General features: G+C 71.3%; 23 protein-coding genes. 17 read left to right on the top strand and 6 right to left on the bottom strand.

Annotated features, from left to right (window positions below; genetic code table 11):
- Nucleotides 1-3 precede the first annotated feature (3 nt).
- From ACFYZR_RS18470 to ACFYZR_RS18410, 13 genes are all read left to right on the top strand, one after another.
- The gene (locus ACFYZR_RS18470) at nt 4-1,137 is read left to right on the top strand and encodes an XdhC family protein (RefSeq protein WP_391911430.1); all 1,134 of its coding nucleotides are present in this window, start codon (nt 4-6) and stop codon (nt 1,135-1,137) included.
- A gap of 41 nt (nt 1,138-1,178) precedes the next feature.
- Nucleotides 1,179-1,859, top strand: a complete 681-nt coding sequence (locus ACFYZR_RS18465) for a hypothetical protein (RefSeq protein ID WP_391911428.1) — start codon at nt 1,179-1,181, stop codon at nt 1,857-1,859.
- A 594-nt stretch (nt 1,860-2,453) separates the two neighbouring features.
- Nucleotides 2,454-5,186: a magnesium-translocating P-type ATPase gene (gene mgtA / locus ACFYZR_RS18460; RefSeq protein WP_391911426.1), complete on the top strand. Its 2,733-nt coding sequence runs from the start codon at nt 2,454-2,456 to the stop codon at nt 5,184-5,186.
- Between the two features lie 57 nt (nt 5,187-5,243).
- Nucleotides 5,244-6,050 (top strand): MgtC/SapB family protein, encoded by an 807-nt coding sequence (locus ACFYZR_RS18455; protein WP_391911424.1) that lies wholly within the window; start codon nt 5,244-5,246, stop codon nt 6,048-6,050.
- 109 nt (nt 6,051-6,159) lie between these two features.
- On the top strand, nt 6,160-6,801 hold the full coding sequence (locus ACFYZR_RS18450; protein WP_391911423.1) for a phosphoribosylanthranilate isomerase: 642 nt from the start codon (nt 6,160-6,162) through the stop codon (nt 6,799-6,801).
- Between the two features lie 304 nt (nt 6,802-7,105).
- Nucleotides 7,106-8,335 carry a hypothetical protein gene (locus tag ACFYZR_RS18445; RefSeq protein ID WP_391911422.1) on the top strand — a complete coding sequence of 410 codons (1,230 nt, stop codon included), beginning with the start codon at nt 7,106-7,108 and terminating at the stop codon, nt 8,333-8,335.
- The gene (pdxH, locus tag ACFYZR_RS18440; protein ID WP_391911421.1) at nt 8,293-8,967 is read left to right on the top strand and encodes a pyridoxamine 5'-phosphate oxidase; all 675 of its coding nucleotides are present in this window, start codon (nt 8,293-8,295) and stop codon (nt 8,965-8,967) included. The genes ACFYZR_RS18445 and pdxH overlap by 43 nt, the downstream gene beginning before the upstream one ends.
- Nucleotides 8,968-9,079: 112 nt before the next feature.
- Nucleotides 9,080-9,844: a B3/4 domain-containing protein gene (locus ACFYZR_RS18435; RefSeq protein ID WP_391911419.1), complete on the top strand. Its 765-nt coding sequence runs from the start codon at nt 9,080-9,082 to the stop codon at nt 9,842-9,844.
- On the top strand, nt 9,841-10,551 hold the full coding sequence (locus ACFYZR_RS18430) for a YggS family pyridoxal phosphate-dependent enzyme (protein WP_391911417.1): 711 nt from the start codon (nt 9,841-9,843) through the stop codon (nt 10,549-10,551). Before ACFYZR_RS18435 ends, ACFYZR_RS18430 begins: the two co-directional genes overlap by 4 nt.
- A gap of 86 nt (nt 10,552-10,637) precedes the next feature.
- A complete protein-coding gene (locus tag ACFYZR_RS18425) occupies nt 10,638-12,773 on the top strand; it encodes an FAD-dependent oxidoreductase (RefSeq protein WP_391911415.1) in 2,136 nt (711 codons plus the stop codon).
- Complete coding sequence (gene trpD, locus ACFYZR_RS18420) at nt 12,757-13,824, top strand: anthranilate phosphoribosyltransferase (RefSeq protein WP_391911413.1); 1,068 nt, start codon at nt 12,757-12,759, stop codon at nt 13,822-13,824. The genes ACFYZR_RS18425 and trpD overlap by 17 nt, the downstream gene beginning before the upstream one ends.
- Entirely contained in the window at nt 13,796-14,620 is an 825-nt protein-coding gene (gene trpC / locus ACFYZR_RS18415; RefSeq protein WP_391911411.1) for an indole-3-glycerol phosphate synthase TrpC, read from the top strand. Before trpD ends, trpC begins: the two co-directional genes overlap by 29 nt.
- Before the next feature lie 47 nt (nt 14,621-14,667).
- A complete protein-coding gene (locus ACFYZR_RS18410) occupies nt 14,668-15,282 on the top strand; it encodes a LysE family translocator (RefSeq protein WP_391911409.1) in 615 nt (204 codons plus the stop codon).
- Between the two features lie 3 nt (nt 15,283-15,285).
- Here the strand turns inward: ACFYZR_RS18410 and ACFYZR_RS18405 are convergent, their stop codons facing one another.
- On the bottom strand, nt 15,286-16,167 hold the full coding sequence (locus ACFYZR_RS18405) for a helix-turn-helix transcriptional regulator (protein WP_391911407.1): 882 nt from the start codon (nt 16,165-16,167) through the stop codon (nt 15,286-15,288).
- Nucleotides 16,168-16,330: 163 nt separating this feature from the next.
- Between ACFYZR_RS18405 and ACFYZR_RS18400 the strand changes: the two genes are divergently transcribed.
- The 3 genes from ACFYZR_RS18400 to ACFYZR_RS18390 all read left to right on the top strand — a co-directional run bounded on the left by ACFYZR_RS18400 (nt 16,331) and on the right by ACFYZR_RS18390 (nt 19,222).
- Nucleotides 16,331-17,104, top strand: a complete 774-nt coding sequence (locus ACFYZR_RS18400; RefSeq protein ID WP_391911405.1) for an SDR family NAD(P)-dependent oxidoreductase — start codon at nt 16,331-16,333, stop codon at nt 17,102-17,104.
- A gap of 60 nt (nt 17,105-17,164) precedes the next feature.
- On the top strand, nt 17,165-17,599 hold the full coding sequence (locus ACFYZR_RS18395; RefSeq protein ID WP_391911403.1) for an SRPBCC family protein: 435 nt from the start codon (nt 17,165-17,167) through the stop codon (nt 17,597-17,599).
- 87 nt (nt 17,600-17,686) lie between these two features.
- Complete coding sequence (locus ACFYZR_RS18390) at nt 17,687-19,222, top strand: MFS transporter (protein WP_391911401.1); 1,536 nt, start codon at nt 17,687-17,689, stop codon at nt 19,220-19,222.
- Nucleotides 19,223-19,291: 69 nt separating this feature from the next.
- Here the strand turns inward: ACFYZR_RS18390 and ACFYZR_RS18385 are convergent, their stop codons facing one another.
- Nucleotides 19,292-20,293, bottom strand: a complete 1,002-nt coding sequence (locus tag ACFYZR_RS18385; protein ID WP_391911399.1) for an Lrp/AsnC family transcriptional regulator — start codon at nt 20,291-20,293, stop codon at nt 19,292-19,294.
- Nucleotides 20,294-20,782: 489 nt separating this feature from the next.
- Between ACFYZR_RS18385 and ACFYZR_RS18380 the strand changes: the two genes are divergently transcribed.
- Nucleotides 20,783-21,583, top strand: coding sequence for a BTAD domain-containing putative transcriptional regulator (locus ACFYZR_RS18380; RefSeq protein WP_391911397.1), 801 nt, complete (start codon nt 20,783-20,785; stop codon nt 21,581-21,583).
- A gap of 91 nt (nt 21,584-21,674) precedes the next feature.
- On the opposite strand, the gene ACFYZR_RS18375 is transcribed toward ACFYZR_RS18380, so the two are convergent.
- The 4 genes from ACFYZR_RS18375 to ACFYZR_RS18360 form a co-directional block, all read right to left on the bottom strand.
- The gene (locus ACFYZR_RS18375) at nt 21,675-22,385 is read right to left on the bottom strand and encodes an HAD family hydrolase (protein ID WP_391911395.1); all 711 of its coding nucleotides are present in this window, start codon (nt 22,383-22,385) and stop codon (nt 21,675-21,677) included.
- Nucleotides 22,382-22,873 (bottom strand): cupin domain-containing protein, encoded by a 492-nt coding sequence (locus tag ACFYZR_RS18370; RefSeq protein WP_391911393.1) that lies wholly within the window; start codon nt 22,871-22,873, stop codon nt 22,382-22,384. The genes ACFYZR_RS18375 and ACFYZR_RS18370 overlap by 4 nt, the downstream gene beginning before the upstream one ends.
- Before the next feature lie 97 nt (nt 22,874-22,970).
- Nucleotides 22,971-24,635, bottom strand: a complete 1,665-nt coding sequence (locus tag ACFYZR_RS18365; RefSeq protein ID WP_391911391.1) for a 3-hydroxyacyl-CoA dehydrogenase family protein — start codon at nt 24,633-24,635, stop codon at nt 22,971-22,973.
- 54 nt (nt 24,636-24,689) lie between these two features.
- Entirely contained in the window at nt 24,690-25,652 is a 963-nt protein-coding gene (locus ACFYZR_RS18360; protein ID WP_391911389.1) for an aldo/keto reductase, read from the bottom strand.
- Nucleotides 25,653-25,686 lie beyond the last annotated feature (34 nt).

Raw genomic sequence — 25,686 nt, 5'->3', positions numbered from 1 at the left:
GTCGTGCTGGACATCGCCTCGGAGTTGCACCGGTGGTGCGCGGAGGGCCGTGACTTCGCGGTGGCCACGGTGGTGGCCGTCCGGGGCAGCGCGCCCCGCCCACCGGGCGCGGCCCTCGCCGTCGACAGCGAGGGCACGGCCGTCGGCTCGGTATCCGGAGGATGCGTGGAGGGCGCGGTGTACGAGCTGTGCCGCGAGGCGCTGCGTACGGGGGAGCCGGTGCTGGAACGATTCGGCTACTCGGACGAGGACGCTTTCGCCGTCGGCCTGATGTGCGGCGGCGAGATCGACGTGCTGGTGACCCCGGTACGGCGGGACGGGACGTCGGCCTCGGCGATGTCCGCCGCCGCGCGCGGCGAGGCGCTGGCGCTGGCCCGGGTGGTGACGGGCCCGCCCGGAACACCGGGCCGCGCCCTGCTCGTACGGCCCGACGGCACGGTCGAGGGCGGCTTGGGCGGCGGCCCCGCGCTGGACGCGACGGCGGCCCGGGAGGCGCTGGCCCTGCTGGACGCGGGCCGTACGGCCCCGGTCGACGTCGGCGCGGACGGCTCGCGCTGCGGGGAGCCGGTGCGGCTCTTGGTCGAGTGCAGTGTGCCGCCGCCCCGGATGCTCGTCTTCGGGGCGATCGACTTCGCGGCGGCGCTGGTGCGGGCGGGCAAGTTCCTCGGCTACCACGTGACGGTGTGCGACGCCCGCCCCGTCTTCGCGACGCGGGCGCGCTTCCCGGAGGCCGACGAGGTGGCCGTCGACTGGCCCCACCGCTACCTCGACCGGACGACGGTCGACGCCCGTACGGTCGTCTGCGTCCTCACGCACGACGCGAAGTTCGACGTCCCGCTGCTGGAACGGGCGTTGCGCCTGCCGGTCGCGTACGTGGGCGCGATGGGCTCGCGCCGTACGCACGAGGCGCGGCTGGCGCGGCTGCGCGAAGCGGGACTGACGGACGGCGAACTGTCCCGGCTGCGCTCCCCGATCGGCCTCGACCTCGGCGCCCGGACGTCGGAGGAGACGGCCCTCTCCATCGCAGCGGAAATCATCGCGCTGCGGCGCGGGGGATCGGGAATTCCGCTGGCGGACGGGGAGGTTTCGATCCATCACGACGGGTGGGACACGGGCCGGGCCGTTCTCCTACGCTGAGCGCTTCGTGCGATCGGCGGTACGGGGGAGGGAGTGCGGCGATGCCCAGATGGGCCCAGGTGTGCGTGCGGGTGGTGGTGCTTGCGGCTGCCGTTATCGGTCTCGTCCACGTCCCGTCGTGGGTGGAGGACGCGTACCGGGGCCGGGCGGCGTACGAACGGGCGTCACCGTGCCCCGCCGACGGTCACCCGGCGAGTGCCGGGGCCGACTGCTTCGAGCAGGTGAAGGGCGAGGTCGTCGGCATGGGCACCAGGGGCTGCCCCGGCGACGGCTGCCCGCCCGAGGAACAACGGCTCCGCGTCCGCTACGGGCGGGACACCGTCTGGCTGACGGTGGACGGCGACACGTACGACGCCGCGCGGCGCGGCACCCCGGCCGACGTCCGCCTGTGGCACGGCACCGTGACCCGCGTGGAGGTCCGGGGCCACGCCACCGACTACCTGCCGTCCGCAGGGAGTTCGCTGCTGTGGCGCCTGGCCGGTTCCTGGCTCCTGGCCGGGGTGGCGATATGCGCGGCGGCCGGGTCCCGCCGGCGGTTCCTGGCCTTCTTCGGCGGCGCCTGGCTGCTGCTGACCGGACCGTTCGTCGTGCTCGCGGACACGTCCCTCGTGGGCGGGCTGGGCGTGGGCGACGTGATCCTCGCGCTCGTGCTGGCCGTGCCGGGCGTCATCGTGAGCGTTGTTGGACTGCGCCGGCCCGCCCGTCGTGATGACCGTTCGTGACCAGGCGGACGATGTCCTCGTGGGCGGAGAGGTCCGGTACGACGACCTCGGCGTACCCCCGACGCACCACGTCGACCCGCCCGGCACGTACGGGCTGCTCGCGCCGCCGGCCGTCGAAAACGGCACCGCAGCGCTTTGCGGGATCATTACCCCGAACGGGTGGCCCCCCGTGGCACCTGTGGCATGCTGGGTGCCGAAGGTGCCGTTCCGGCCCGCTTCGGCGTGTACGTCGGCGGTACCTGCGCTGTCCGTACGAGCGAGGAGGTGATCGGGATGACCAGTCGGAGTCCCGAGGGAAGTCCTCGCCACAGCGCACCTCTCCCGCGCGCGGCCCGCTGACGCCGTATTTCCGCTGACACGTCGGCCGTTCGCCCCTCGGTGACAGACCGCCCACGGTCTGTTCGCTGTCGCGTGTGATTCCCCTTTCTCCAGTAGGCCGTTGTCGGCCGTTTTCTTTGCCTGAACCCGCGAACACGGGTGCTTCGCGCTGTCTGAAGCGCGTCAGGCCGTCATATCTTCACGCCCACTTTTCCGTGCGACGGCACGGCTCCGCGCCCCGCCGCCATGCCGTCATGCCCGGAGAGAGGTTCCGCCATGACCAACACCACCCTCACCCCCCAGAAGCTCGCACCGCCGGGCCGTACCCGCCGGGAGCGGAAGGCCGCCGAGCTCGAGGCCGGGACCCGTGCCGTCGCCGAGCGGCTCGCCCGGTACAGCGCCCTGCCCGGGGCCCAGGTGCTCCAGGACGTCCGCGCCACCCCGCAGGGGCTGCGGCAGGACGAGGCCGGGGAGCGTCTGGAGCGCGACGGCGCCAACGTCGTCGCCCACGACCGGGGCCCCCGCTGGTACGCCCAGCTGGCCAGGGCCTTCTGGAACCCGTTCATCCTGATCCTCACCGCCCTCGTCGTGATCATGTACGCCCAGTGGCTCCAGGTCGCCGACGAGGAGCCCTTCGACCCCAAGATCCCCATCCTCGGCGCGATGGTGCTGATCAGCTGCCTGCTGCGGTTCTGGCAGGAGTACCGGTCCGCCGCCTCCGCCGCCGCGCTGCGCGCGCTGGTCACCACCACCACTGCCGTCCAGCGCCGGGCAGGGCGGGACCAGGCGCCCGCCACCGTCGAGATCCCCATGGACCGGGTCGTCAAGGGCGACGTCGTCCGGCTCGCCGCCGGCGATCTCGTCCCCGCCGATCTGCGGCTGCTCACGGCCAAGGACCTCATGATCAGCCAGGCCGCGCTCTCCGGGGAGTCGCTGCCCACCCCGAAGGCCGACACGCGTACGCACGACTACGGACAGTCCACGACACCCGACCCCGTCGAGGCCGACAACCTCGCCCTCATGGGCACCTCCGTCACCTCCGGCACCGCCACCGGTGTGGTCGTGGCCACCGGCTCGGACACCTACTTCGGCTCGATGGCCGGCTCCCTCGTCGGCGAGCGGCCCGAGACCAGCTTCGACACGGGGGTGAAGAAGGTCAGCTACCTGCTGATCCGCTTCATGCTCGTCATGGTCCCGCTCGTCTTCGCGATCAACGGCTTCACCAAGGGCGACTGGGCCGAGGCCTTCACCTTCGCGATCGCCGTGGCCGTCGGCCTCACCCCCGAGATGCTGCCGATGGTCGTCACCACCAACCTGGCGCGCGGCGCGGTCACCATGTCCCGCCGCAAGGTCGTCGTCAAGCGCCTCAACGCCATCCAGAACCTCGGCGCCATGGACGTGCTCTGCACGGACAAGACCGGCACCCTCACCGAGGACCGCATCGTCCTCGACCGCTACCTCGACGTCCGGGGCGGCGAGGACAGCGAGGTACTCGAATACGCCTACCTCAACAGCCACTTCCAGACCGGGCTGCGCAATCTGCTGGACCAGGCCGTCATCGACCGTGTGCTCGAAGCCGAGGAGGTTGTCGTCGACGCCCGTTTCACGATGGTCGACGAGATCCCCTTCGACTTCGCCCGCCGGCGGATGTCGGTCGTCCTCGCCCGGAACGATCTCAATGGTCCTGCCGCGGAACACGTCCTCATCACCAAAGGCGCCGTCGAGGAGGTCCTCGCCCTCTGCACCCACATCACCGACCGCGGCGTCCGCGTCCCCCTCACCGACGCGCTGCGCCGTGAGGCGGCCCTGACCGCCGAGGCCAACAACCGGCTCGGCCTGCGCGTCCTCGCCGTCGCGACCCGTACGACGCCCGCCGAGCGCGAGACGTACACCGTCGCCGACGAGGCGGAGCTCACCCTCATCGGCTTCCTCGCCTTCCTCGACCCGCCGAAGAAGGACGCCGCCCGCGCCCTTCAGGCGCTCGCCGACAACGGCATCGCGGTCAAGGTCGTCACCGGCGACAACGAGCTGGTCGCCGCCCGGGTCTGCGCGGACGTCGGCATCGACGTCGGCCGCGTCGTCACCGGAACGGAGATCGACGAGCTGGACGACGCCGCGCTGCGCGAGCTGACGGCCACGACCACCGTCTTCGCCAAGGCGAACCCCGTGCAGAAGGCCCGGATCGTCCGTGCCCTCCAGGCCGAGGGGCACACCGTCGGCTTCCTCGGCGACGGCATCAACGACGCCGCCGCGCTGCGCGACGCCGACGTCGGCATCTCCGTCGACACGGCCGTCGACATCGCCAAGGAGTCCGCCGACATCATCCTGCTGGAGAAGGACCTCATGGTCCTGGAGCAGGGTGTCCTCCAGGGTCGGCAGACCTTCGGCAACACCATCAAGTACATCAAGATGACGGCCTCCTCGAACTTCGGGAACGTCTTCTCCGTCCTGGTCGCCTCCGCCTTCATCCCCTTCCAGCCGATGCTGGCCATGCAGCTGCTCGTGCAGAACCTCGCCTACGACATCTCGCAGCTGGCCACGCCCTGGGACCGGATGGACAAGGAGTACCTGCGCGAGCCGCGCAAGTGGGACGCCAAGGGCATCGGCCGCTTCATGCTCGTCCTCGGGCCCACCAGCTCGGTCTTCGACATCACCACCTACCTGCTGATGTGGCACGTCTTCGGGGCGAACAGCGAGGCGCACCAGGCGCTCTTCCAGTCCGGCTGGTTCGTCGAGGGCCTGCTGACCCAGACCCTGGTCGTCCACATGCTGCGCACCCGGAAGATCCCCTTCGTGCGGTCCCGGGCCACCGCGCCCGTGCTGGTGATGACCGCGCTGGTCATGGCGTTCGGCGTCTGGGTGCCGTTCTCCCCGCTCGCCGGGGTGCTCGGGATGCAGGCGCTGCCCCTGACGTACTTCCCGTGGCTCGCCGGCACCCTGCTCGCCTACTGCCTGCTGACCCAGGGGGTGAAGACCTGGTACATCCGCCGGTTCAACACCTGGCTGTGAGCAGCCGATAAGAGGGCCGACAAGAGATCGACACAACGGACACAGGAGGGGCGGATCATGGCCATGGTTCACGAGTGGCAGCTCGCGGCCAACATCGGAGCCGGACTGGGCTTCGGTGCGATCATCGGGCTGGAGCGGCAGTGGCGGGCCAGAATGGCGGGGCTGCGCACCAACGCGCTCGTCGCCGCCGGATCCGCCCTCTTCGTCCTGCTCTCCACCTACGGTTTCAGCAGCGCCACCAGCACCACCGGCTACGACGGCTCACGCGTCGCCGCGCAGATCGTCTCCGGCATCGGCTTCCTCGGCGCGGGTGTCATCATGCGCGACGGGCTGAGTGTGCGCGGCCTCAACACCGCTGCCACGCTGTGGTGTTCGGCCGCCGTCGGCGCTCTCGCCGGCACCGGGCTGTACGTCCTCGCCGCCCTCGGCACGGTCGGGGTGGTGGGCGCCAACACCCTGCTGCGCCCGCTCGCCCGGGGGCTGGACCGGGGGGCGTACGGCGGGGCCGAGGTGGTCACCGACTACCACTTCGAGGTGGTCTGCACCGAGCCCGAGGAGGCGCACGTGCGGACGCTCGTCGTCCAGGCCGTGACCCGGCCCGGCTTCACGCTGCGCTCGGTGCACAGCCGGGACGCGGAGACGGCGGGGAAGGTGACGGTCGCGGCCGAGATCAGCACCGAGCGCCGGGACGACAGCCTCCTGGAGGAGGCCGTCAGCAGGCTCTCGCTTGAGCCCGCCGTCTCCGCCGTCAGCTGGACCGTGCTGCACGGCCCGGACGACGACGACAACGGGAGCGACGAGGACGACTACGGGTCCCGGCGCCGCACCCGGCGCCGGGTGCGCAACCTCTTCACCGGCCGGTGACGCCACTGGAGTCCCCCAGGGCAAGGAGGCGTCCGGCCCTGTGCACCGGGCGTGGGGTGCTGTACGTTCGCGGGTGGTCCGGCGATGGGAGAGGTTCAGCGTGACTGGCGTGAACGGTTCGAGCGCGTCGGAGGCGTCGCGCACGCCGCTGTTCGTCAAGATCTGCGGTCTGCGCACGGCCGAGGACGTGGACACGGCCGTCGAGGCCGGGGCCGACGCGATCGGCTTCGTCTTCGCGCCGGGCGGCCCCCGCACGGTGGACCCCGCGCTCGCCCGCGCGCTGGCCGAGCGGGTGCCCGGGCACGTTCTGACCGTCGGAGTCTTCCGCGGCCAGCCCGTGGCCGAGGTGCGCGCGCTGGCGCGGGCCTCGGGCGTCCGGGCCGTACAGCTCCACGGCGGCGAGGGGCCCGCGCACTACGCGGAGCTGCGGCCCGACGGCTGGACGCTGATCCGCGCCACCTCCTGCCACGGCGCGCCGCCGGTCCCCGGCGAGCTGGGGGAGGACCTCCTCCTGCTCGACGCCCCGGCCCCCGGCTCCGGTGAGCCGTGGGACTGGTCCGCCGGGAGCTTCACCCCGCCGGCGGGCCGCTGGATCCTCGCCGGGGGGCTGAACCCCGGGAACGTGGCGGACGCCATCCGCACCACGGCCCCCTGGGGCGTGGACGTCTCCAGCGGCGTGGAAGTGCGGCGCGGGGTAAAGGACCCGTATTTGATCAGGGAGTTCATGCAGGTCACCCGCTCGGTGGAATGATTTCGGCCGTCGGTCCAGGGCCAACTCCGGCCCACGCGTGTAGACTTCGAACGCCAGCGCGGCCGTCGAACGTCTGTCCTGGCATATTCCCCTGACAACCCTCCAGTGGATCGCGGCGCCCTCGACGCGCCGCGCGGTTCCGGCCTGTCCGCGAACCGGAAGCTCACCATCTCCAGCACCCGAGAACCTCGCACCACCTTGCACTTCGCACGTCCGTGTACGGCAAGAGCGTCGGTCAGGAACTTCGGTATCCAGAGAGTGAGGCGGCGACATGTCCGCGAACGACTGTCAGAGCGACTGTAGGTTGACCGGTACCTGGCTCGGCGAGGTCGATCTGCGACCGATCGCCGAACAAGTGGGGACACCGGTCTTCCTCTACAGCGAAGCACAGATCGTCAAGAACATAGGACGCATACAGAGCGCCGCCGAGGCGGCCGGTATCGGCTCCCGCGTCGAGCTCTACGTCCCCTTCTTCCCCAACTCCAACCCCCATGTCCTGCGGCCCTTCCAGGACCTGGGCGTGGGCGTCCTGCTCCAGCTGCCGAGCGAGTACGAGCTCCTCACGAAGTTCGGCTTCGACAAGTTCATCGTCTCCCCGGGCCATGTCTCCGACGACGAGATCAGCTTCTGGGACCGGGCGGGCTACCCCACCTTCCTCTCCAGCCTGGACGAGGTCTCCCACTCGCTGCGCAACGACGCCCCCTCGATCAGCGTCCGGATCGACAGCCTCGAGTCCGGTAAGCCCGGCATCAAGCTCAGCGAGCTCAAGGACCTCTCGGACCTGCTGGAACGGCACGGGCGCGACCTCGACTGCCTCGAGGTCTACTGCGGAAGCGGCAACTCCCTCGATGACATGGTCGGCATCATCGAGACGATGTTCACCATCTTCCAGACCCACTTCCCCAAGGCCCACTCCATCAACTTCGCGGGCGGCCACGGCTTCGTCTACGAGAAGTGGGACGAGACGGAGAAGCACTTCGACTGGGGCCAGTACTTCAAGGCGCTGCGGGCGAGCGCCGACCGGATGGGCATCCCGGAGGACGTGAAGTTCCTCTTCGAGCCGGCCCGGGACGTGCTGGCCGACACCGGAGCCCTCCTGCTCAGCGTGGAGCGCAACGTCATCACCAACTCCGTCGGCAGCCTCGTCGTCACCGACGGCTCCCGGATGCTGATGCCCTCGGCCCAGCTCCGCGACCGCCGCCACAACGTGGTCTTCCTCGACGGGGACATGAAGGAGATCCCCGCGGGCACCGGCGGTGTCGACGCGGCGCTGCGCGGCCGCAGCATCCTGCGCCACGACTACATCCTGCCCGGCGAGTACCGGGTGCCCGAGGGCGTCGACGCCCGCAGCCACATGCTGATCCTCGACGTCGGCGCCTACTGTGCCACGCAACACATGGAATTCCTCAACATCCCGCCGGCGGCGGAAGTCCTCGTGGACACCGCCGGAACGCCGCACCTGATCACCGCCCGCGGTGGCGACCTCGACAAGTGGCGCCATCTGCTCGACGAGAAGCAGGCCGTGAAGCTCTGACGCGCGTTCTCCGCGAGGAATTGAGTCGAGGAGTGAGTTCCGTGCACGAAGTGAACGCCCCCATCGAGCTGTTCCGTGAGTGGTTCCGGGACGCCGAGGCCAGCGAGGTCAACGACCCCAACGCCATGTCGATCGCCACCACCGACGCCGACGGACTGCCCGACGTCCGTATCGTGCTGCTCAAGGGGTTCGACGCCGACGGGTTCGTCTTCTACACCAACAGCAGGTCCCAGAAGGGCAGGGAGCTCGCCGGCAACATGCGGGCCGCCGGCGCCCTCCACTGGAAGTCCCTGCGCCGCCAGGTGCGCTTCCGGGGCCCGGTCGAGCAGGTCACCGACGCCGAGGCCGACGCCTACTTCGCGTCCCGCGCCCGGGACAGCCGCATCGGCGCCTGGGCCAGCCTCCAGTCCCGGCCGCTGGCCGACCGCACCGAGCTGGAGGCCGCCGTGGCCCGCGAGACCGCCCGCTTCGGCGAGGGCGAGGTACCGCGCCCGCCGCACTGGCTCGGCTACCGGGTCCGGCCCGTCTACGTGGAGTTCTGGACCGAAAAACCGTTCAGGCTGCACGACCGGCTGGTATTCACGAGGGAGAAGCCGGAAGGCGAGTGGGACCGGAAGCGGTTCTACCCGTAGCGGGCACCACCCGCGGGGCGCCGGCCGGCGGCGCCGTCCCCGGACGGCGACCACCGGCGGCGCCGCCCTCCGGCCCCACCGGTCCACCCGTACAGCGAGCAGGGACAGAACCATGTACTTCACGCATGCCGATCCGGTCTGGAACGCCCACCCGCGCCTGCGCGCGGTCACCCTGGCCGTCGACGGCGTCCTCGGGATGACGAGCGGCCACGAGAGCGGCCGGGAGCGCCGGGAGGCGCTCACCGCGCGCGTCGAGGAGCGGCTGGCCGCGGCGAGCGAGTCCGCGATGCCGGAGATCGCCGCCTGGCGCGAGGCGTTCTCGAAGATGGGGCTCAAGCCGACCCAGTACCGGTGCGCCTCGGAGGCACTGCTCCGGCGCTACCGCAAGGAGCGGAACCTGCCGGGCTTCCACCCGCTGGTCGACTACCTCAACGTCGTCTCCATGGCCTTCGCCATCCCCATCGCCGTCTTCGACTGCGACAAGGTCACGGACGGCATCACGGTCCGCCACGCCGACGGCTCGGAGGTCCACCGGACCTTCCAGGGCGAGACCGAGCACCCCGCCCCCGAGGAGATCGTCTTCACCGACGTGGCGGGCCACGCCCACTCCCGGCGCTGGACCTTCCGCCAGAGCGCCCTGTCCGTCGTCTCCAAGGAGACGGACCGCGCGCTCATCGTGGCGGAGGCGCTCCACCCCACGGCCGCCGAGGACCTCGCGGCGCTGGAGCGGGAGCTGACGGCGGGGCTGCCGGAGGCCGGGGTGCGGATCGTGGCCGCCCGGCCGATCGACACCACGGATCGCCGGCTGGAGTTCTCGTACGCGCGAGGGGATTCCGAGCGAGGGGATTCCGCGCGAGGAGATGAGGAGACAGCATGAATCCGACCCCCGACCCCACCCCCGACCCCACCACCGGACTCGAGAACGTACGACGGGCCGTCGCCGAGGCCTGCGCGCGAGCGGGCCGCGAGCCCGGCTCCGTGACGCTCGTCGCCGCGTCCAAGACCGTGCCCCCGGAGATCCTGGAGCGGACCGTCGAGGCCGGCCACCTGGTCTACGGCGAGAACCGGGTCCAGGAGGCCAAGGCCAAGTGGCCGGAGCTCCGGAGCCGATGTCCGGACCTCGAACTGCACCTGATAGGGCCGCTCCAGAGCAACAAGGCCCGGGAGGCGGTGGCGCTCTTCGACGTCATCCACTCCGTCGACCGGCCCGGCCTCGCCGCGGCGCTGGCGCGCGAGTGCGCCCGGCAGGACCGTAAGCCCCGGCTGTTCGTCCAGGTCAACACGGGCAAGGAGCCGCAGAAGGCCGGTGTGCTGCCGGACGACGCGGACGCCTTCCTGACGGACTGCCGGGAGACCCACGGCCTGGACGTCGTGGGGCTGATGTGCATCCCGCCGGCTGATGAGCCGCCGGAGCCGCACTTCACGATGCTGACGGAGATCGCGGCCCACAACGGCCTGGACCTGCTCTCCATGGGCATGAGCACGGACTTCGCGACGGCCGTCGAGTACGGCGCCACGCATGTGCGGGTGGGCAGCGCGATCTTCGGCTCCCGGCCACCGCTGAATCCTTCCGGCACGGCCTGAGGCACGGACGGGCGGCCCGGTCAGCGCCATGACCGGGCCGCCCGGCATGACCGCCCCGTCCCACGACGCCCCGCATGGAGACGTACATGCCTCACCGTCCCGCCCGCTACGACATCCTCTTCGAACCCGTACGGATCGGCCCGGTCACCGCGAAGAACCGCTTCTACCAGGTGCCCCACTGCAACGGCATGGGCCGGGCCTTCCCCAGCTCGATGGCCGCGATGCGCGGCGTGAAGGCCGAGGGGGGCTGGGGCGTCGTCGTCACCGAGCAGTGCGACGTCCACCACTCCGGCAACCACCAGCGGGAGATCAGGATCTGGGACGAGAAGGACCTGCCCTATCTCTCCCGGGCCACCGACGAGATCCACCGGCACGGCGCCCTCGCCGGCGTCGAACTCGCCCACAACGGCTCCTACGTCGGCAATCTGGAGAGCCGGACGATACCGATCGCCCCGAGCCTGAAGGCCGTCCGGGGCAACCTCCCCATCACCGCCCGGGCCATGGACAAGGACGACATCCGCGCCGTCCGCCGCTGGCACCGCACGGCCGCGCTCAACGCCAAGCGCGCGGGCTTCGACATCGTCTACATCTACGCGGGCCACGACATGACGCTGCCCGTCCACTTCCTCTCCCGCCGCCACAACCACCGCACCGACGAATACGGCGGCAGCCTTGCGAACCGCGCCCGGCTGCTGCGCGAGCTCATCGAGGACGCCAAGGAGGCCGTCGGCGACACCTGCGCCGTCGCCGTCCGCTTCGGCGTCGACGAGCTGATGGGGCCGCGCGGCATCGGCTCCGAGGACGAAGGGCGCGACGTCGTCGAGATGCTCGCCGAGCTCCCCGACCTCTGGGACGTCAACCTCAGCAACTTCGACAACGACGGCCAGACGTCCCGGTTCAGCGACGAGGGCTTCCAGGCGGAGTACGTCAAGTTCGTCAAGAGCGTCACCAGCAAACCGGTCGTCGGCGTCGGCCGGTTCACCTCGCCCGACACCATGGTCTCCATGATCAAGGGCGGCACGCTCGACCTGATCGGCGCGGCCCGCCCCTCCATCGCCGACCCCTTCCTGCCGAGGAAGATCGAGGAAGGCCGCTTCGACGACCTCCGCGAGTGCATCGGCTGCAACATCTGCGTCGCCGGCGACAAGGCGAGCGTGCCGATGCGCTGCACCCAGAACCCCACCATGGGCGAGGAGTGGCGGCGCGGCTGGCACCCCGAGTACATCCCGCCCAAGGACACCGACGACACCGTCCTCGTCGTCGGCGCCGGCCCCGCCGGCCTGGAGGCCGCCCGCGCCCTGGGCCAGCGCGGCTACGACGTGATGCTCGCCGACCGCCGCCGCGAACTCGGCGGCCGCGTCACCCTGGAGAGCCGGCTGCCGGGCCTGGGGGAGTGGGCACGGGTACGCGACTGGCGGCTCACGCAGCTGCGCCGGATGCCCAACGTCCAGCTGCTGCCGGACAACGAGATCACCGCCGGGATGGCCCTGGAGGCCGAGTGCTCGCTCGTCGCCGTCGCCACCGGCGCCGCGTGGCGGGCGGACGGGGTGGGCCGCTACCACCACTTCCCCATGGAGATACCGGCCGGGACCCCCGTCTTCACGCCGGACGACATCATGGCCGGCCGGTTGCCGTCCGGCCGGGTCGTCGTCTTCGACGACGACCACTACTACATGGGCGGAGTGATCGCCGAACGTCTCGCCGAGCACGGCTGCGAGGTCACGTTCGTCACGCCCGACAGCCTGGTGTCGTCGTTCACGCAGCTCACGGCGGAGCAGAAGCGCGTCCAGCGGCGGGTGATGGAGAAGTGCGCGGCCGTGCACACCTCGACGGCGCTCCTGCGGGCCGAGCCCGGTACCGCCACGCTGGCCTGTGTCTACACGGGCCGGGAAACGGTCGTGACCGCCGACGCGCTCGTCCTGGTCACCGGCATGGTGCCGCGCGACGAGCTGTACACCGGGCTGCGCGCGTACGGCGAGGACGCCCTGGGCGCGGCGGGCATCCGGCGCGTCGTCCGGCTGGGCGACTGCCTGGGGCCGGGGATCATCGCGGCGGCCGTTCACAGCGGCCATCTCTTCGCCCGCACCCTGGACACCGCGATCACCGATGAGACGCCGTACCGGCGGGAGAACGTCGAGCTCGACTGGGACCAGTCGCTGCCGGTGAGCAGCGGCGGCGTGTGGAGGCAGGAGGAGAGGCAGGGGCATGGACAGCGGCTCTGACGACGCCCGGTTCGACGAGTTCAAGGACCTGGTGCGCAAGGTGGCGACCGGCGCCACCCTCACCCGTGACGAATCGGCCCGCGCCTTCGACCTGATGATGGCGGGCCGGGCGACGCCCTCCCAGATGGGCGGGCTGCTGATGGCGATGCGGATGCGCGGCGAGACCGTGGAGGAGATCACCGGCGGGGTGATCGCCATGCGGGCGAGGATGCGCGGGGTGGCGGCGCCGCCCGGGGCGATGGATCTGCTCGGCACGGGCGGGGACGCGTCCGGCTCGTACAACATCTCCACCTGCGCGGCGCTCGTCGTCGCGGGGGCGGGCGTACCCGTGGCCAAGCAGGGCAACCGGGCGCTGTCGTCGCGCAGCGGCGCGGCGGACGTCCTGCGCGCGCTGGGCGTCCGGATCGACCTGCGGCCCGAGGACGTGGCGCGCTGTATCGACACGGCCGGGATCGGCTTCATGTTCGCCCCCGACCACCACCCGGCGACGGGGCACGTCCATCCCACTCGCGTCGAACTCGGCACCCGCACCGTCTTCAACCTCATGGGGCCGCTGACCAACCCGGCGGGCGTACGGCGCCAGATGGTCGGCGTGTTCGCCGAGGAGTGGGTCGAGCCGCTGGCGCGGGTGCTGGGCGAACTCGGCTCGGAGCGCGCCTTCGTCGTCCACGGCTCGGACGGCCTCGACGAGATCACCACCACCGGGCCCACCACCGTCGCCTCGCTGGAGAACGGCACGGTGCGGGTCTTCCGGGTGAGCCCGGAGGACGTGGGGTTGCCGCGCGTGGCCCCGCAGGCGCTCAAAGGCGGCGACGCGCGGGCCAACGCGGAGGCGCTGCGCGGCGTCCTTACGGGGGAGAAGGGGCCGTACCGCGACATCGCGGCGTTCAACGCCGCGGCGGCACTCGTGGTCGGCGGCCGGGCGAAGGACCTGAAGGACGGCATGGAGCTCGCCACGGAGTCGATCGACGGCGGGGAAGCGCACCGCAGGCTGGAACGACTGATAGCGGAATCCAACCGACATGATTCCCACCGAAGCGAAGGGGCTTAATCGGATGCCAGGCTTCCTCTCAAGGATCGAAGTGGCCAAGCGTGAGGAAATCGCGGGGGCGAAGCGCGACCGCCCCCTCTCGTCCCTCGAACGCGAGGCGGCCGCCGCCCCGGCCCCGCGCGGCTTCCTGGCCGCCGTCGAACACCGCGTGGCCCGGGGCGAGTACGCCCTGCTCGCCGAGATCAAGAAGGCGAGCCCGTCCAAGGGCCTGATTCGCGCCGACTTCGACCCGCCGCTCATCGCCCGCGCCTACGAGGCCGGGGGCGCGGCCTGTCTGTCGGTGCTGACCGACACCCCGTCCTTCCAGGGCGGCCCGGAGCACCTCGTCGCGGCCCGCGAGGCGACGGAACTCCCGGTGCTCCGCAAGGACTTCATGTACGACCCGTACCAGGTCGTCCAGGCGCGGGCCTGGGGCGCCGACGCGATCCTGATCATCATGGCGGCGGTCGACGACGCGGCGGCGAAGGACCTGGAGGACACGGCGTTCGACCTCGGCATGGACGTCCTGGTCGAGGTGCACGACGAGACGGAGCTGGAGCGGGCGACCCGCCTGCGCTCCCGCCTCCTCGGCATCAACAACCGTGACCACCACACCTTCGAGACGACGCTCGCCACCAGCGAACGCCTCGCACCGAAGGTGCCGAAGGACCGGGTGATCGTGGGGGAGAGCGGTCTGTCCACCCCCGCCGACCTGGCCCGGCTCGCCCAAGTGGGCATCTCCACCTTCCTGGTGGGCGAGAGCCTGATGCGCGATCCGGACATCGAGACGGCGACGCGGGCCCTGCTGACCCGGTAGAAACGTATCGTCACTCGACACAGACAGCAGCAAGAGGAGTATGGCCCGTGGGCATCGAATTCCTGGTCACGTCCTTAATCGTGACCGCCTCACCCGGCACCGGCGTTCTCTACACGCTGGCCACCGGCCTTTCGCGCGGCTTCCGCCCGAGCATCGTCGCCGCGTTCGGATGCACCCTGGGCATCGTCCCTCACATGGCGGCCACCATCATGGGCCTGGCCGCCCTGATGCACACCAGCGCCCTGGCCTTCCAGACCTTCAAGTTCCTGGGCGTCGCCTATCTGCTCTACGTCGCCTGGAACACCTGGCGCGACCGGGGCACCCTGAGCGTGGAGGAGCAGGCGGGCGAGCCGCCGTCCGCGGTGCGGGTGATCTGGACGGGCGTCCTGCTCAACATCCTCAACCCCAAGCTGACCATCTTCTTCCTGGCCTTCCTCCCGCAGTTCGTCAGCACGAACGAAGCGCACCCGGTGCCGCGCATGATCGAGCTGAGCGCGGTCTTCATGCTGATGACCTTCGTCATCTTCGTCGGCTACGGGCTCCTCGCGGCCTCGGTCCGCGACCATGTGATCTCCCGCCCGCAGGTCATGACCTGGATGCGGCGCACCTTCGCGGGGGCGTTCGTGGCCCTGGGCGCGAAGCTGGCGTTCACCAACATCTGAGGTTCACAGACATCTGAGAGAGCTCGCCGGCTGGGACTCCAGCAGCCGCTCCAGCCGGCGCCTCGCCTCGAATCCCTCCCGGGGCAGGTGCACGGTCACCCGGAGGTCGTGCCGGCTGGAGGGGTGGAGCACCAGATGGTCGAAGGTCATCTCGCCGAGCACCGGATGGAGCACGGCCTTCGTGCCGTTCGACTCCTTGCGCACGTCGTGCTGGTCCCACAGTTTCGCGAACTCCGGGCTCCGGGCATTGAGCTCGGCCGCGATGGCAGTGAACCGGCCGTCATCGGGATAGGCCGCGGCCGACCCCCGGAAATCGGCCACGACCTGCGGCGCCAATGTGTCCCAGTTCGCAAAGAACGACCGGTACTTGGCGTCCGTGAAGAAGGAGATCAGGCAGTTCTGCCCGTATCCCCGCAGTCCGAAAACCGCCTGTGCCGACTCGTTGATGATGACGAAATTCCACCAACGGTCGAGAACATAGGCGGGATAAGGGGACCAGGCGTCCACCAGCCGTTCCAGCTCGTGCATGAGCGCGGAGTTCTCGAGGATCTTCTCCTCCGGCGGCCTGAGCCCGACCAGTTGATAGAGATAGGCCCGCTCGGCGTGGTCCAGGCGCAGCACACGGCCGATCGACTCGACCACTGAGTCCGAGACGTTGATCGTCCGCCCCTGTTCGAGCCAGGTGTACCAGGAGACTCCTATACCGGCGAGGGTGGCGACCTCCTCGCGGCGCAGACCGGGCGTACGCCGCAGTCCGCGTCCCGGAAGACCGACGTCCTCCGGCCGCACCCTGGCACGGCGCGAACGCAGGAACGCCCGCAGCTCCTCCCGCCTCTGAGGCACCTGCTCCGTCCGGTCGGCTGCTGTCGTGTGGGTGGTGGTCATGACACCACCATAAGTTGGCTCTACTCATGTCCGGGTAATACCGCGCACGATGGTGGGTGTGATCAACCCCCCGCCCCGCGCGGAAAGCCGCCCAACCCCCGAAGGTGGCTTCTCGCGCGGGGTGGAACTTATTTCATCCCCCATCGATCGATTCGGGTATTTCATGACGCTGAACATTGCGGGTGCGGCACGCTTCAACGGCAAGGTCGCCCTGATCACCGGCGGCGCCACCGGCATGGGCTTCGCCACCGCCCAGCTCCTCCTGGCCGAGGGCGCCGAGGTCGTCATCACCGGGCGCAGCGAGGACCGGCTCAAGCTCGCGGCCGAGCGGCTCGACGGGGGAGACCGCCTCCTGACCGTCGCCGCCGACGTCTCCAAGCCCGCCGACCTGGCGCGACTGACGGACGCGGTGCGCGAGCGGTTCGGCCACCTCGACGTGGTGTTCGCCAACGCGGGCGTCGGGGTCTTCAAGCGGATCGAGGAGTTCACCGAGGAGGACGTCGACTACGTCGTCGACGCCAATTTCAAGGGCGTCTTCTACACGATCCAGCGCTCCCTGCCGCTGCTCCGCGACGGTGGGTCCATCGTCATCAACGCCTCCTGGACCCTCCACCGGGGCCTCGCCATCGGCTCCCTCTACGCGGCGACCAAGGCCGCGGTCGCCAACCTGGCCAAGACGCTGGCCAGCGACCTCGCCGACCGGGGCATCCGGGTCAACTCGGTCAGCCCCGGCTACATCGACACCGACATGTTCCGCGAGTCCGTCCCCACCACCGAGGCGCGCGAGGACAGCGCCGCCCAGTCGGTGCAGAAGCGGGTCGGCACCCCGGAGGAGGTCGCCTCGACCGTCGCCTTCCTGGCCTCCGACGCGGCGGCCTTCGTCAACGGCGTCGACCTCCTGGTCGACGGCGGCGTCGTCAACGCCATCCCCGCGTAGGTTCCCGCGCCGCCCCGGCGGCCCGTCGGCGATCCCTTCGAACAGGAGTCAGGACAGGACATGCGGTCCATCGAGACGTTCGTCAATATCGACGCTCCCCTGGAAACGGTGTGGGACGTCATCGTGGATTTCGACCGCTACGGCGAGTGGAATCCCTTCATCCTGGAGGCCCGTGGCAAGGCCGAGGCCGGTCAGCAGCTGTGGCTGCGCATGCAGCGCCCCGCGAAGCCGCGGGAGGAGGTCCACACCCCCACGGTCACGGTGGTGGAGAAGAACCGGCACCTCCAGTGGTCCGGGATCATCCGGCACGCCACCGTCTTCCGGGCCCGGCACGAGTTCCTCCTGGAGGAGACCGCCACCGGTGTGCGGCTCCGCCAGCGGGAGGACTTCGGCGGCCTCACGATGCCCTTCGCCGGCGGCATGATCTGGCGGATCGAGGAGGGCTTCCTGCTGATGAACGCCGCCCTGAAAGTACGAGCCGAAGCCCTGCGCTGACGCGCGAGTGACGAAGGAGCACGCGAAGTGGATGCCCTGTTAACCGAACGCACACGCCGGACAAGTCCCGGGATCACCTTGTGCGCGGTGCTGTTGACACTGCTGATCCTGCCGACCTCGGTGACCGGGTCGGGGGTGGCGCTCCCTCATATCGGTCAGGACACCCACGCGTCGCTGGACGCGTTGCAGTGGGTGGTGCACGGGTACAACCTGACCTTCGCGAGCTTCATGCTGGCCTGTGGCGCCCTGGCCGACCTGATCGGCCGGCGGCGGATGTTCGTGGCCGGCGCCGTGGTGTTCACGGTCGCCTCGCTGGTGAGCGCCGTGGCGAGCGACATCATCCTGCTCGACCTCGTGCGCGGCGCGGCCGGCGTCGGCGCCGCCGCCCTGCTGACCAGCGGCAGCTCCATCCTGGCCACCACCTTCGACGGCGCGGCCCGCACCAAGGCGTTCGCCGCCGTCGGCATCGCCACGGGCGCCGGGCTCGCCCTGGGCGCCATGGTGGCGGGCGTGCTGGCCGACTCGCTCGGCTGGCGCTCGTTCTACGGGGCGCACGCCCTGCTCATGGTGCTGGTGCTGTTCGCCATCCCGTTCATGCGGGAGTCACGCAACGAGTCGGCGGCCAAGGTGGACTGGGCGGGCACCGTCACCTTCGTCGGCAGCCTCTTCCTGCTGATGCTCGGCATGGTCGAGGGCCCGCAGTGGGGCTGGGCGAGCGCCGGAGTGCTCGGCATGCTGGTGGGCTCGGTGCTGCTGATGGCGGCCTTCGCACTGGTGGAGCGCCGCGTACCGCACCCCATGTTCGACCTGAAGCTGCTGCGCAACGGCCGGTTCATGGCGCTGTGCCTGATCCCCGTGGTCGTCACGTTCGCGTTCGTGATCCTCCTGCCGCTGCTGCCGAACTACCTGCTGGTCGCGAACAAGTCGAGCAGCCAGGCGGCCGGCACCATGATGCTGCTGATGACCCTGCCCATCCTGATCACCCCGCTGCTGGCCGGCCGGCTGGTGAAGTGGGGCTGGAGCAACCGGGCCGTGTTCGCCGCGAGCCTGGTGTGCCTGACGGTCGGCGTGGCGTGGCTGGCCCTGGTGCTGGAGCCCGGCGTCGGCGCCGCGGCGCTGGCCGGACCCCTGATCACGCTCGGCGTGGGGCTGGGGCTCAACTTCGGCCTGGTCGACGGAGCGGTGCTCGACGTCGTCCCGCCCGAGGCCACCGGAACGGCGGCCGGGTTCCTCAACACCCTCCGCCTGGGCAGCGAGGCCGTCGTCATCGCGGCCGCCGGCTCGGCCCTGGTCAACCTGATGCAGAACTGGCTGAACGACGGCCTGGACCGGTTCCCCGCCTACCGCGGCGAGCCCGTCGAACTGGCCAACAGCGTCAACTCCGGCGACCTCACCGGACCGCTGTCGAAGCTCCCGGAGAACGTCCGGCCGGGCTTCTTCGACTTCGTCACCGACGGCTTCACCGACGCCTGGCACGTGGTCCTGTGGGCGAGCGCCGCGATCTGCGCGGTGCTGTCCGTGGCCATCTACGTCATGCTCCGCGAGCCCGCACGGCAGCCCGCGACGGACGGCCCGGCGCTCGCCGCGCCGAAGAACGAGGTCACCGCGGACACCCTCTCGTAGGGCCCCATCCCGCGGTACTCAGGGCGGGCGATCCCACCGGGTCGCCCGCCCCTCCGCGTTCCGGCTGCCTCAACATTCCGTCCTCCTTGCCGGTTTGACCACGAATCCCCGCTTGTAGGCATGGGTGATGATCTCCGTGGCGACATCCGTGATGTTGGGAATGCTCCCCAGCCGCTCGCTCAGGAAGCGGTAGAGATCCGCCTCGTGTTCGAGGCACACCTCCACGATCAGGTTCTGGGTGCCGGTGACGGCGGCGCAGTAGCGCACCTCGGGGGAGGAGGCCAGCGCGACACCGACGGTCTCCAGCGCCGCAGGGTGCACTTTGAGACACATTTGAGCCTGGACGGGCCTGCCCAGCAGCTCCGGTTCGACCTCTGTGCGCAAATAGAGCATGCGCCGTTCGAGCAGGGACGTGACGCGCCGGCCCGCCGTCGCCACCGAGAAACCCAGCTCCCGCGCCAGGTCGGTGAGGCTGACCCGGGCGTTCCTGATCAGCTTCTCCGCCACCCGCCGGTCCGTCGCGGTCAGCTCGTACCGGTCCGCGGGATCGGGGAGGGGCCGCACCGCGCAGTTGCGCAGCGCCGTCTCCTCCTCCGCCGTCAGCACCGGCACGCGCCACTCGGCCGCGGTGAGGAAGGTCTTGAGGGTGGTGTGCACCTCGACCTTCCTGATCCGGGGGATCCCCGGAACCCCCTCTGCCGTCAGGGTGTGGAGGCCCGGCCGGTGCGCCACGATCATCTCGCACCACAGCACGTCGCTGCGCCCGCTGACCGCGACGACCCGGCGCAGGTCGTCCCGCTGGACCAGCGCCCGCGCCACCTCCTCCAGCGCCCCGCCCTCCGTCTCCAGACGCAGTTGAACAGCGTTGCCCAGGCCGCACCGCATGGTGTCGTAGACCGCCGTCGGCCGGATGGCCCCCCAGGCGATGAGCCGGTGCACCCGCCGGCCGACGGTGCGCTCGTGCTCCCCCAGGATCCGCGCGATTCCGCCCACTCCGGCCCGCGGACTGATCTGGAGAGCCGCGACCACGCGTCTGTCGTCTTCATCGAGAATGTCGGAATCTTTCACCATGGCTCGATCATTGCAAGGTAGCTAACGAAGCGCATAGGTCTGTTGTCCGAACTCACCGGTCAGTGGGAAAATCGGCAACAGACAGCGACGCAAGTCTGGACAGACGCTGTCAACGGGGGGATGAGAGTGGCGTGCGCGCCCGCGACGGCCTTGCCGGGTCATGACGCGTCCGCTCGCTCTGTCCCGGGCACGGTGACCGTGCCAGGGCTTCGATGCGCGCCGCGTGGTCAGGCGCGACACCGCAAGGGTTTGCTGTCCGGGTCCGCGCCGGACAGGCGAATCGTGGCCGCGGCCGCCGACGACGTCGGCCGCCCTTCCCTCCCGCCGTGGGCGCTGCCATGTGCGTACGCCGCGCCCTGTCTCGACAGACGGGAAGCCGCCCGGACCGCTACCGCGTCCGTTTCCCGGCTTCACGAACGGACGCCCGGCACCTGATCCGTGCGACCAGCCCTCAGGGCCCGTTCCACGACTCACACTCGGGAAGACGCTATGGAATTTCGCACCCTCGGAAACCTGGCCCTATGCATCGACGGACGGGACATCACACCGACCGCCCCCAAGCAGAGACAGGCCCTCGCCCTGTTGCTGCTGCGCACCGGGCAGCGTGTCAGCATGCCCACGCTCATCGACGAGATCTGGGACGGCAGCCCGCCGCGCACGGCCATGACCGCCCTCCAGACCTATATCGGCGTCATCCGCCGCACCATGGCCGAGGCCGGTGGCACCACGGTCAAACAGGTCGCGGCGGAACGGCTGATGACGGACGGGAACACCTATGTGCTGAGGGTCGACGACGACGAGTGGGACAAGCCCGCCTTCGACCTGTTCGTCCAGCGCGGCCGCGAGGCCGTCGCCCAGGGTGATGCGGCGGAGGCCGAGCGGCTGCTCAGAATGGCGCTCTCCCGCTGGCGGGGACAGCCCCTCGGCAACGTACGCCTCGGCAGGATCCTCGCCCCGTACGCCGAGCGCCTGGGCGAACTGCACCTGGGCGCCCGGGAGCTGCTGGTGGAGGCGCTGCTGCGGATGCGCAGGTCGCAGGAGGCCGTGGAGGAGGCCACGGAGCTCGCCTCCGAGTTCCCGTACCACGAGAACGTGCACGCGCAGCTGATGCGCGCGCTGTACGGGGCGGGCCGCAGGGCGGCCGCGCTGGAGGTCTACCAGCGGCTGCGCAGCCGGATGGGGGAGGCACTCGGCATCACGCCCTCCCCGAGCGTCAACACCCTCCACCATGTGATGCTCCAGGACGAACCGGACGAGCAGTTCCTGGCGTTGTCGGGCGCGGCCCGGTAGGGCGGCGGGCCCACCGGGGGAGGGAGCGCGCCGTGCGGGCTTTCCCTCCCCGGCGGACCCGCCGGTCGGCCGGTCCGGCCGGTCCGGCCGGTCAGCCGGTGATCCCCGGGAGCCGTCCGCCCCCGACTTCCCGGACGTAGGCGCCCAGCCGGGCGTCGTCCCCCACCGCCACGGGATGGCCCACGGCCCGCAGCAGGGCGAGGTCGGAGGCGTGGTCGCCGTACGCGGCGGCCCGCTCCGGCGGAATGCCGCGGCGCGCCATCAGCTCGCGGGCCGCGGCCGCCTTGTACGGGCCGATCATGGGCGTCGGCAGCCGGCCCGTGTAGACGCCCGCCTCGATCTCCGGCTCGCTGCACAGCAGCAGGTCGGCGCCCAGGAGTTCACGGACGGGCTCCAGGCAGGGCGGGAACGAGCCCGACACCAGGACGGTGAGCGCCCCCGCCGCGCGGTGGCGGCTCAGGGCCGCCACCGCCGGGCCGTGCAGCGCGCCGCCGGCCGCCAGTTCCGCGGCGAACCACGCCCGGCCGTGGGCCGTCACCTCGGCCACCGGACGGCCCGCGTAGTTGCGGTAGTAGTCGCGATTGGTCTCGTCCCGGGGGACGCCCTCGGCGGCCCGCAGGCGCAGCTCCTCCTCCGCGAGCCGGGCGCGGTCCGGCGGCAGACCGCGTTCGGCGAAGTGGTGGGCGAGGAACCGGAACATGCTCTTGAAGGTGAGCAGGGTCTCGTCCACGTCGAAGAAGGCCACGTCCACCGGTGCGTTGACGGCGCCGGGGGCGGCCGTCCGCTCGGTCGGGGCGCTCACTTCGCGGTGGGGCAGCCCGGGTCGGCCGCGGGCTTGGAGAAGGGTGCGCCGGCCGGCAGGACGTCCGTGATGTAGAGCACCACCGGCTCGGTGCCCCGGTTGACGCCGTAGTGCACCTCGTCGGGGCCGGTGGGCTCGACCAGGGCGTCGCCGGGCTTGATGGCGCGGACGGTGCAGTCGGCGCCGTTGATACGCGTGAGCGTCCCGGACTTGATGACGGCGATCTCCGCTCCGACGTGGTAGTGCCAGCCGGTGGCGGCGCCCGGGGGGATGACGGCCTTGCGGTACACCAGGTGCCGGGGGCCGTCGGCGTCGACCTTGAACGGAAGGCCGGAATCGCCCTCGGAGAGGGTCTCGCTGGTGATCGGGCCGGGGGCGGCCTGCGGGGCGGCATCGGCGGCGCCGGCCGCAGTCAGGCACAGCGCGGTGGCCAGCGCTGCGTAGCCGAGCTTGCGCCGGTGGGCAGAGGAAAGGGATATAACGGACATCGCATGCTCCTTGATGTGATTCAAGTGATGGGCGATTTCGCTGGGGAAGAAGAAAGTGCTGTGCCGGAAGGACGGCGTGGACGGCCCTGGGGGACGGTCAGACGGTGCCGGTCCGGGCCTCGTCGGCCAGGAAGGCGCGCACGCCCCGGCCGGAGGTCTTACGGCCGAGGAACCCGTGGTCCACGAGGTTCCGCAGCAGGCCGGCGGGGGCCAGTCCGGGCCGGCCCGAGTCCTCGTACAGGCGGCGCTGCACTTCGAGGGCGACGTCGGCGCCGACGACGTCCAGGAGCCGGGTGGGGCCGACGGGCTGTCCGCCGACGGACTTCATGACGGAGTCGAGCAGCGCGGGCGTGACCGAGGGGTGCCGCAGCGCGGCCAGGGCGTCGTTGAGGTAGGGGAACAGCAGGGCGTTGACGATGAAGCCGGTGCGGTCGGCGCACTCCACACCCGTCCTGCCCAGACGGGCGAGGACGGCGCGGGCCCGGGCGAGGGCGGCCTCGCCGGTGTGCTCGCCGCGGACCAGCTCCACCAGCTCGATGGCGGGCGCGGGATTGAAGAAGTGGAGGCCCAGGACGTCCTCGGGGCGCCCGGAGGCGGCGGCGCAGTCGCGCACCGAGAGGCTGGAGGTCGTGGTGGCCAGCAAGGTGCCGGGGGCGCACAGCGCGCCGAGCCGGGCGAAGAGGTCGCGCTTGACGCCGAGGTCCTCGACGACCGCCTCCACCACTACCTCCGCTCCGGCCGCCGCCGTGAGATCGGTGGTGCCGGTCCACCGGCCGAGGCTCTCGGCGAGCCGCTCCTCGTCGGCGCCGGCCCGCAGCAGCCCGAACTCGACGGCTTCCCGGGCGTCGACGGCCTTCCGCTCCGTGCGGGCCACGAGCACGGTGCGGTAGCCGGCGCGCAGGAACACCTCGGCGATCCCGGTGGCCATCGTGCCGGAGCCGATGACGGCGACGGTCCCGCCGGAGTCCGCCGGTTCACCGGCGCCGCCCTCAGGCGGGCGGGCCGTCGCGCCCGCCGTGTTCGTCGTGTCCGCCGTGTCCGTGCCGAGCGGGGCCGGCGTGAACCGGTCGCCCAGGCGCCGGTGGAGTCCGCGCAGGATGTCCCCGGCGGTGCGGTGGCCGATGGCGTCCAGGATCTCCAGCGGCCCCTCGGCCCAGCCGCAGCCCAGGCGTACCGCCGTGTCGAGGGAGTCCCGGTCCGCGTAGCCGTCGTGGCGCATCCACGCCGCCTGGTTGAGGAAGCCGAAGAGCAGCCGCGGGGCGAGGGAACCGGGCACGTCGGGCACGGTGTGCGTCCTCACCCCGGCCCGGTCCAGCAGCGCGGCGACGCTCGCCGCGGCCTCGTCCGAGGTGTGGGGGGCGCGGGCCAGCTCGGCCGCGTCGAGCCGGTCGGCGCGGGCGAAGCGCAGGGCGAGCAGTTCGCCGCCCGCCGCGTCGGCCAGTTCGGCCGCGGGCGTGGTGAGCGCCGTGGTCACCACGGGCGCGCCGGCCCGGCGGTGGCGGGAAATCGCGGCCAGCACCTCGCGCTTGGCGGGTTCGGGCTCGGGTACGGCCTCCAGGATCACATCGGCGGCGGCCACGGCGGAGAGGTCCGCCGTCACCTCCGCCCCGGCGGGAAGTGCGCGCCGGGTGCGCGCGGCGGCTGCGGCGTCCGGCTCCACGCCGATGGTGCGGATGCCGGCGGCGGCCAGCCGCCGGGCCAGTCCGGCGCCCGCGGCGCCGAGTCCGACGACCGCGGCGGTGCCGGTCGTGCTCGCTGTCATGGGGTTCCTGCCTTCCGGGGCGGGCCGGCCGGCGACCGGCAGGCCCGCCGGGGGTCAGTACCGGTCGCCGACGGGCGCGGGCACCGCGTCCAGCTCCGCCAGGTCCGCGGGGCTCAGCCGGAGCGCGGCGGCGCCGATGTTGTCGGCCAGGTAACGCGGGTTCTTGGTACCGGGGATGGGGATGACGTGCTCGCCCCGGGCGAGCGTCCAGGCGATGGCCACCTGGGCGGGGGTCGCCCCGTGCCGGGCGGCGACGGAGCGGACGGCCTCCACGATGCGGAGGTTGGCGGCGAACGCGGCGTCGCCGAAACGGGGATTGGTCGCCCTGAAATCCCCCTCCTCGAAGTCCGGCCGCTCGAACGAGCCGGTCAGGAAGCCCCGGCCGAGCGGGGCGAAGGGGACGAAGGCGGCGCCGTGGGCGGCGCACCATCCGACGACGTCCGTGCCCGGCGCCTGGGCGTCCCGTGTCCACAGGGACAGCTCGGACTGGACGGCCGAGACGGGGTGCACACGGTGGGCCCGATCGGCCTCCTCGACGGTCACCTCGGACAGGCCGAGCCCACGCACCTTGCCCTCGCGCACGAGCTCGGACAGCTGCCCCCAGGACTCCTCCAGGGGGACGGCCGGGTCCACGCGGTGGAGGTAGTACAGGTCGATGACGTCGGTGCCCAGGCGCCGCAGGCTGGCCTCCACGGAGCGCCGGATGTGCGCGGGCGAGCCGTCGCGGCGCATCGCGCGCGTGGCCAGGTCCGTGACGACCATGCCCACCTTCGTGGCCACGACGGCCTCGTCCCGGCGGCGCGCGAGCACCCGGCCCACCAGGGTCTCGTTGTGCCCGTCGCCGTAGACGTCCGCGGTGTCGAGGAGCGTGACACCCGAGTCGAGTGCCTGCTCGATGACCGCCACGGACAGCTCGTCGTCGCGCCGGGACTCCGCGTACCCCCAGCTCATTCCCATGCAGCCGAGGCCGATGGCGCCGACCAGGGGACCCGTACCGCTCAACTGACGCGTGCGCACGCGCTCTCCTTGTGTGTTCGTCGGATGGTGGTGG

Source organism: Streptomyces sp. NPDC001678, assembly GCF_042892945.1.
GTDB lineage: Bacteria > Actinomycetota > Actinomycetes > Streptomycetales > Streptomycetaceae > Streptomyces.
Note: the sequence above shows the minus strand (reverse complement) of the source record. Positions and strands in the feature narration are given on the sequence as shown.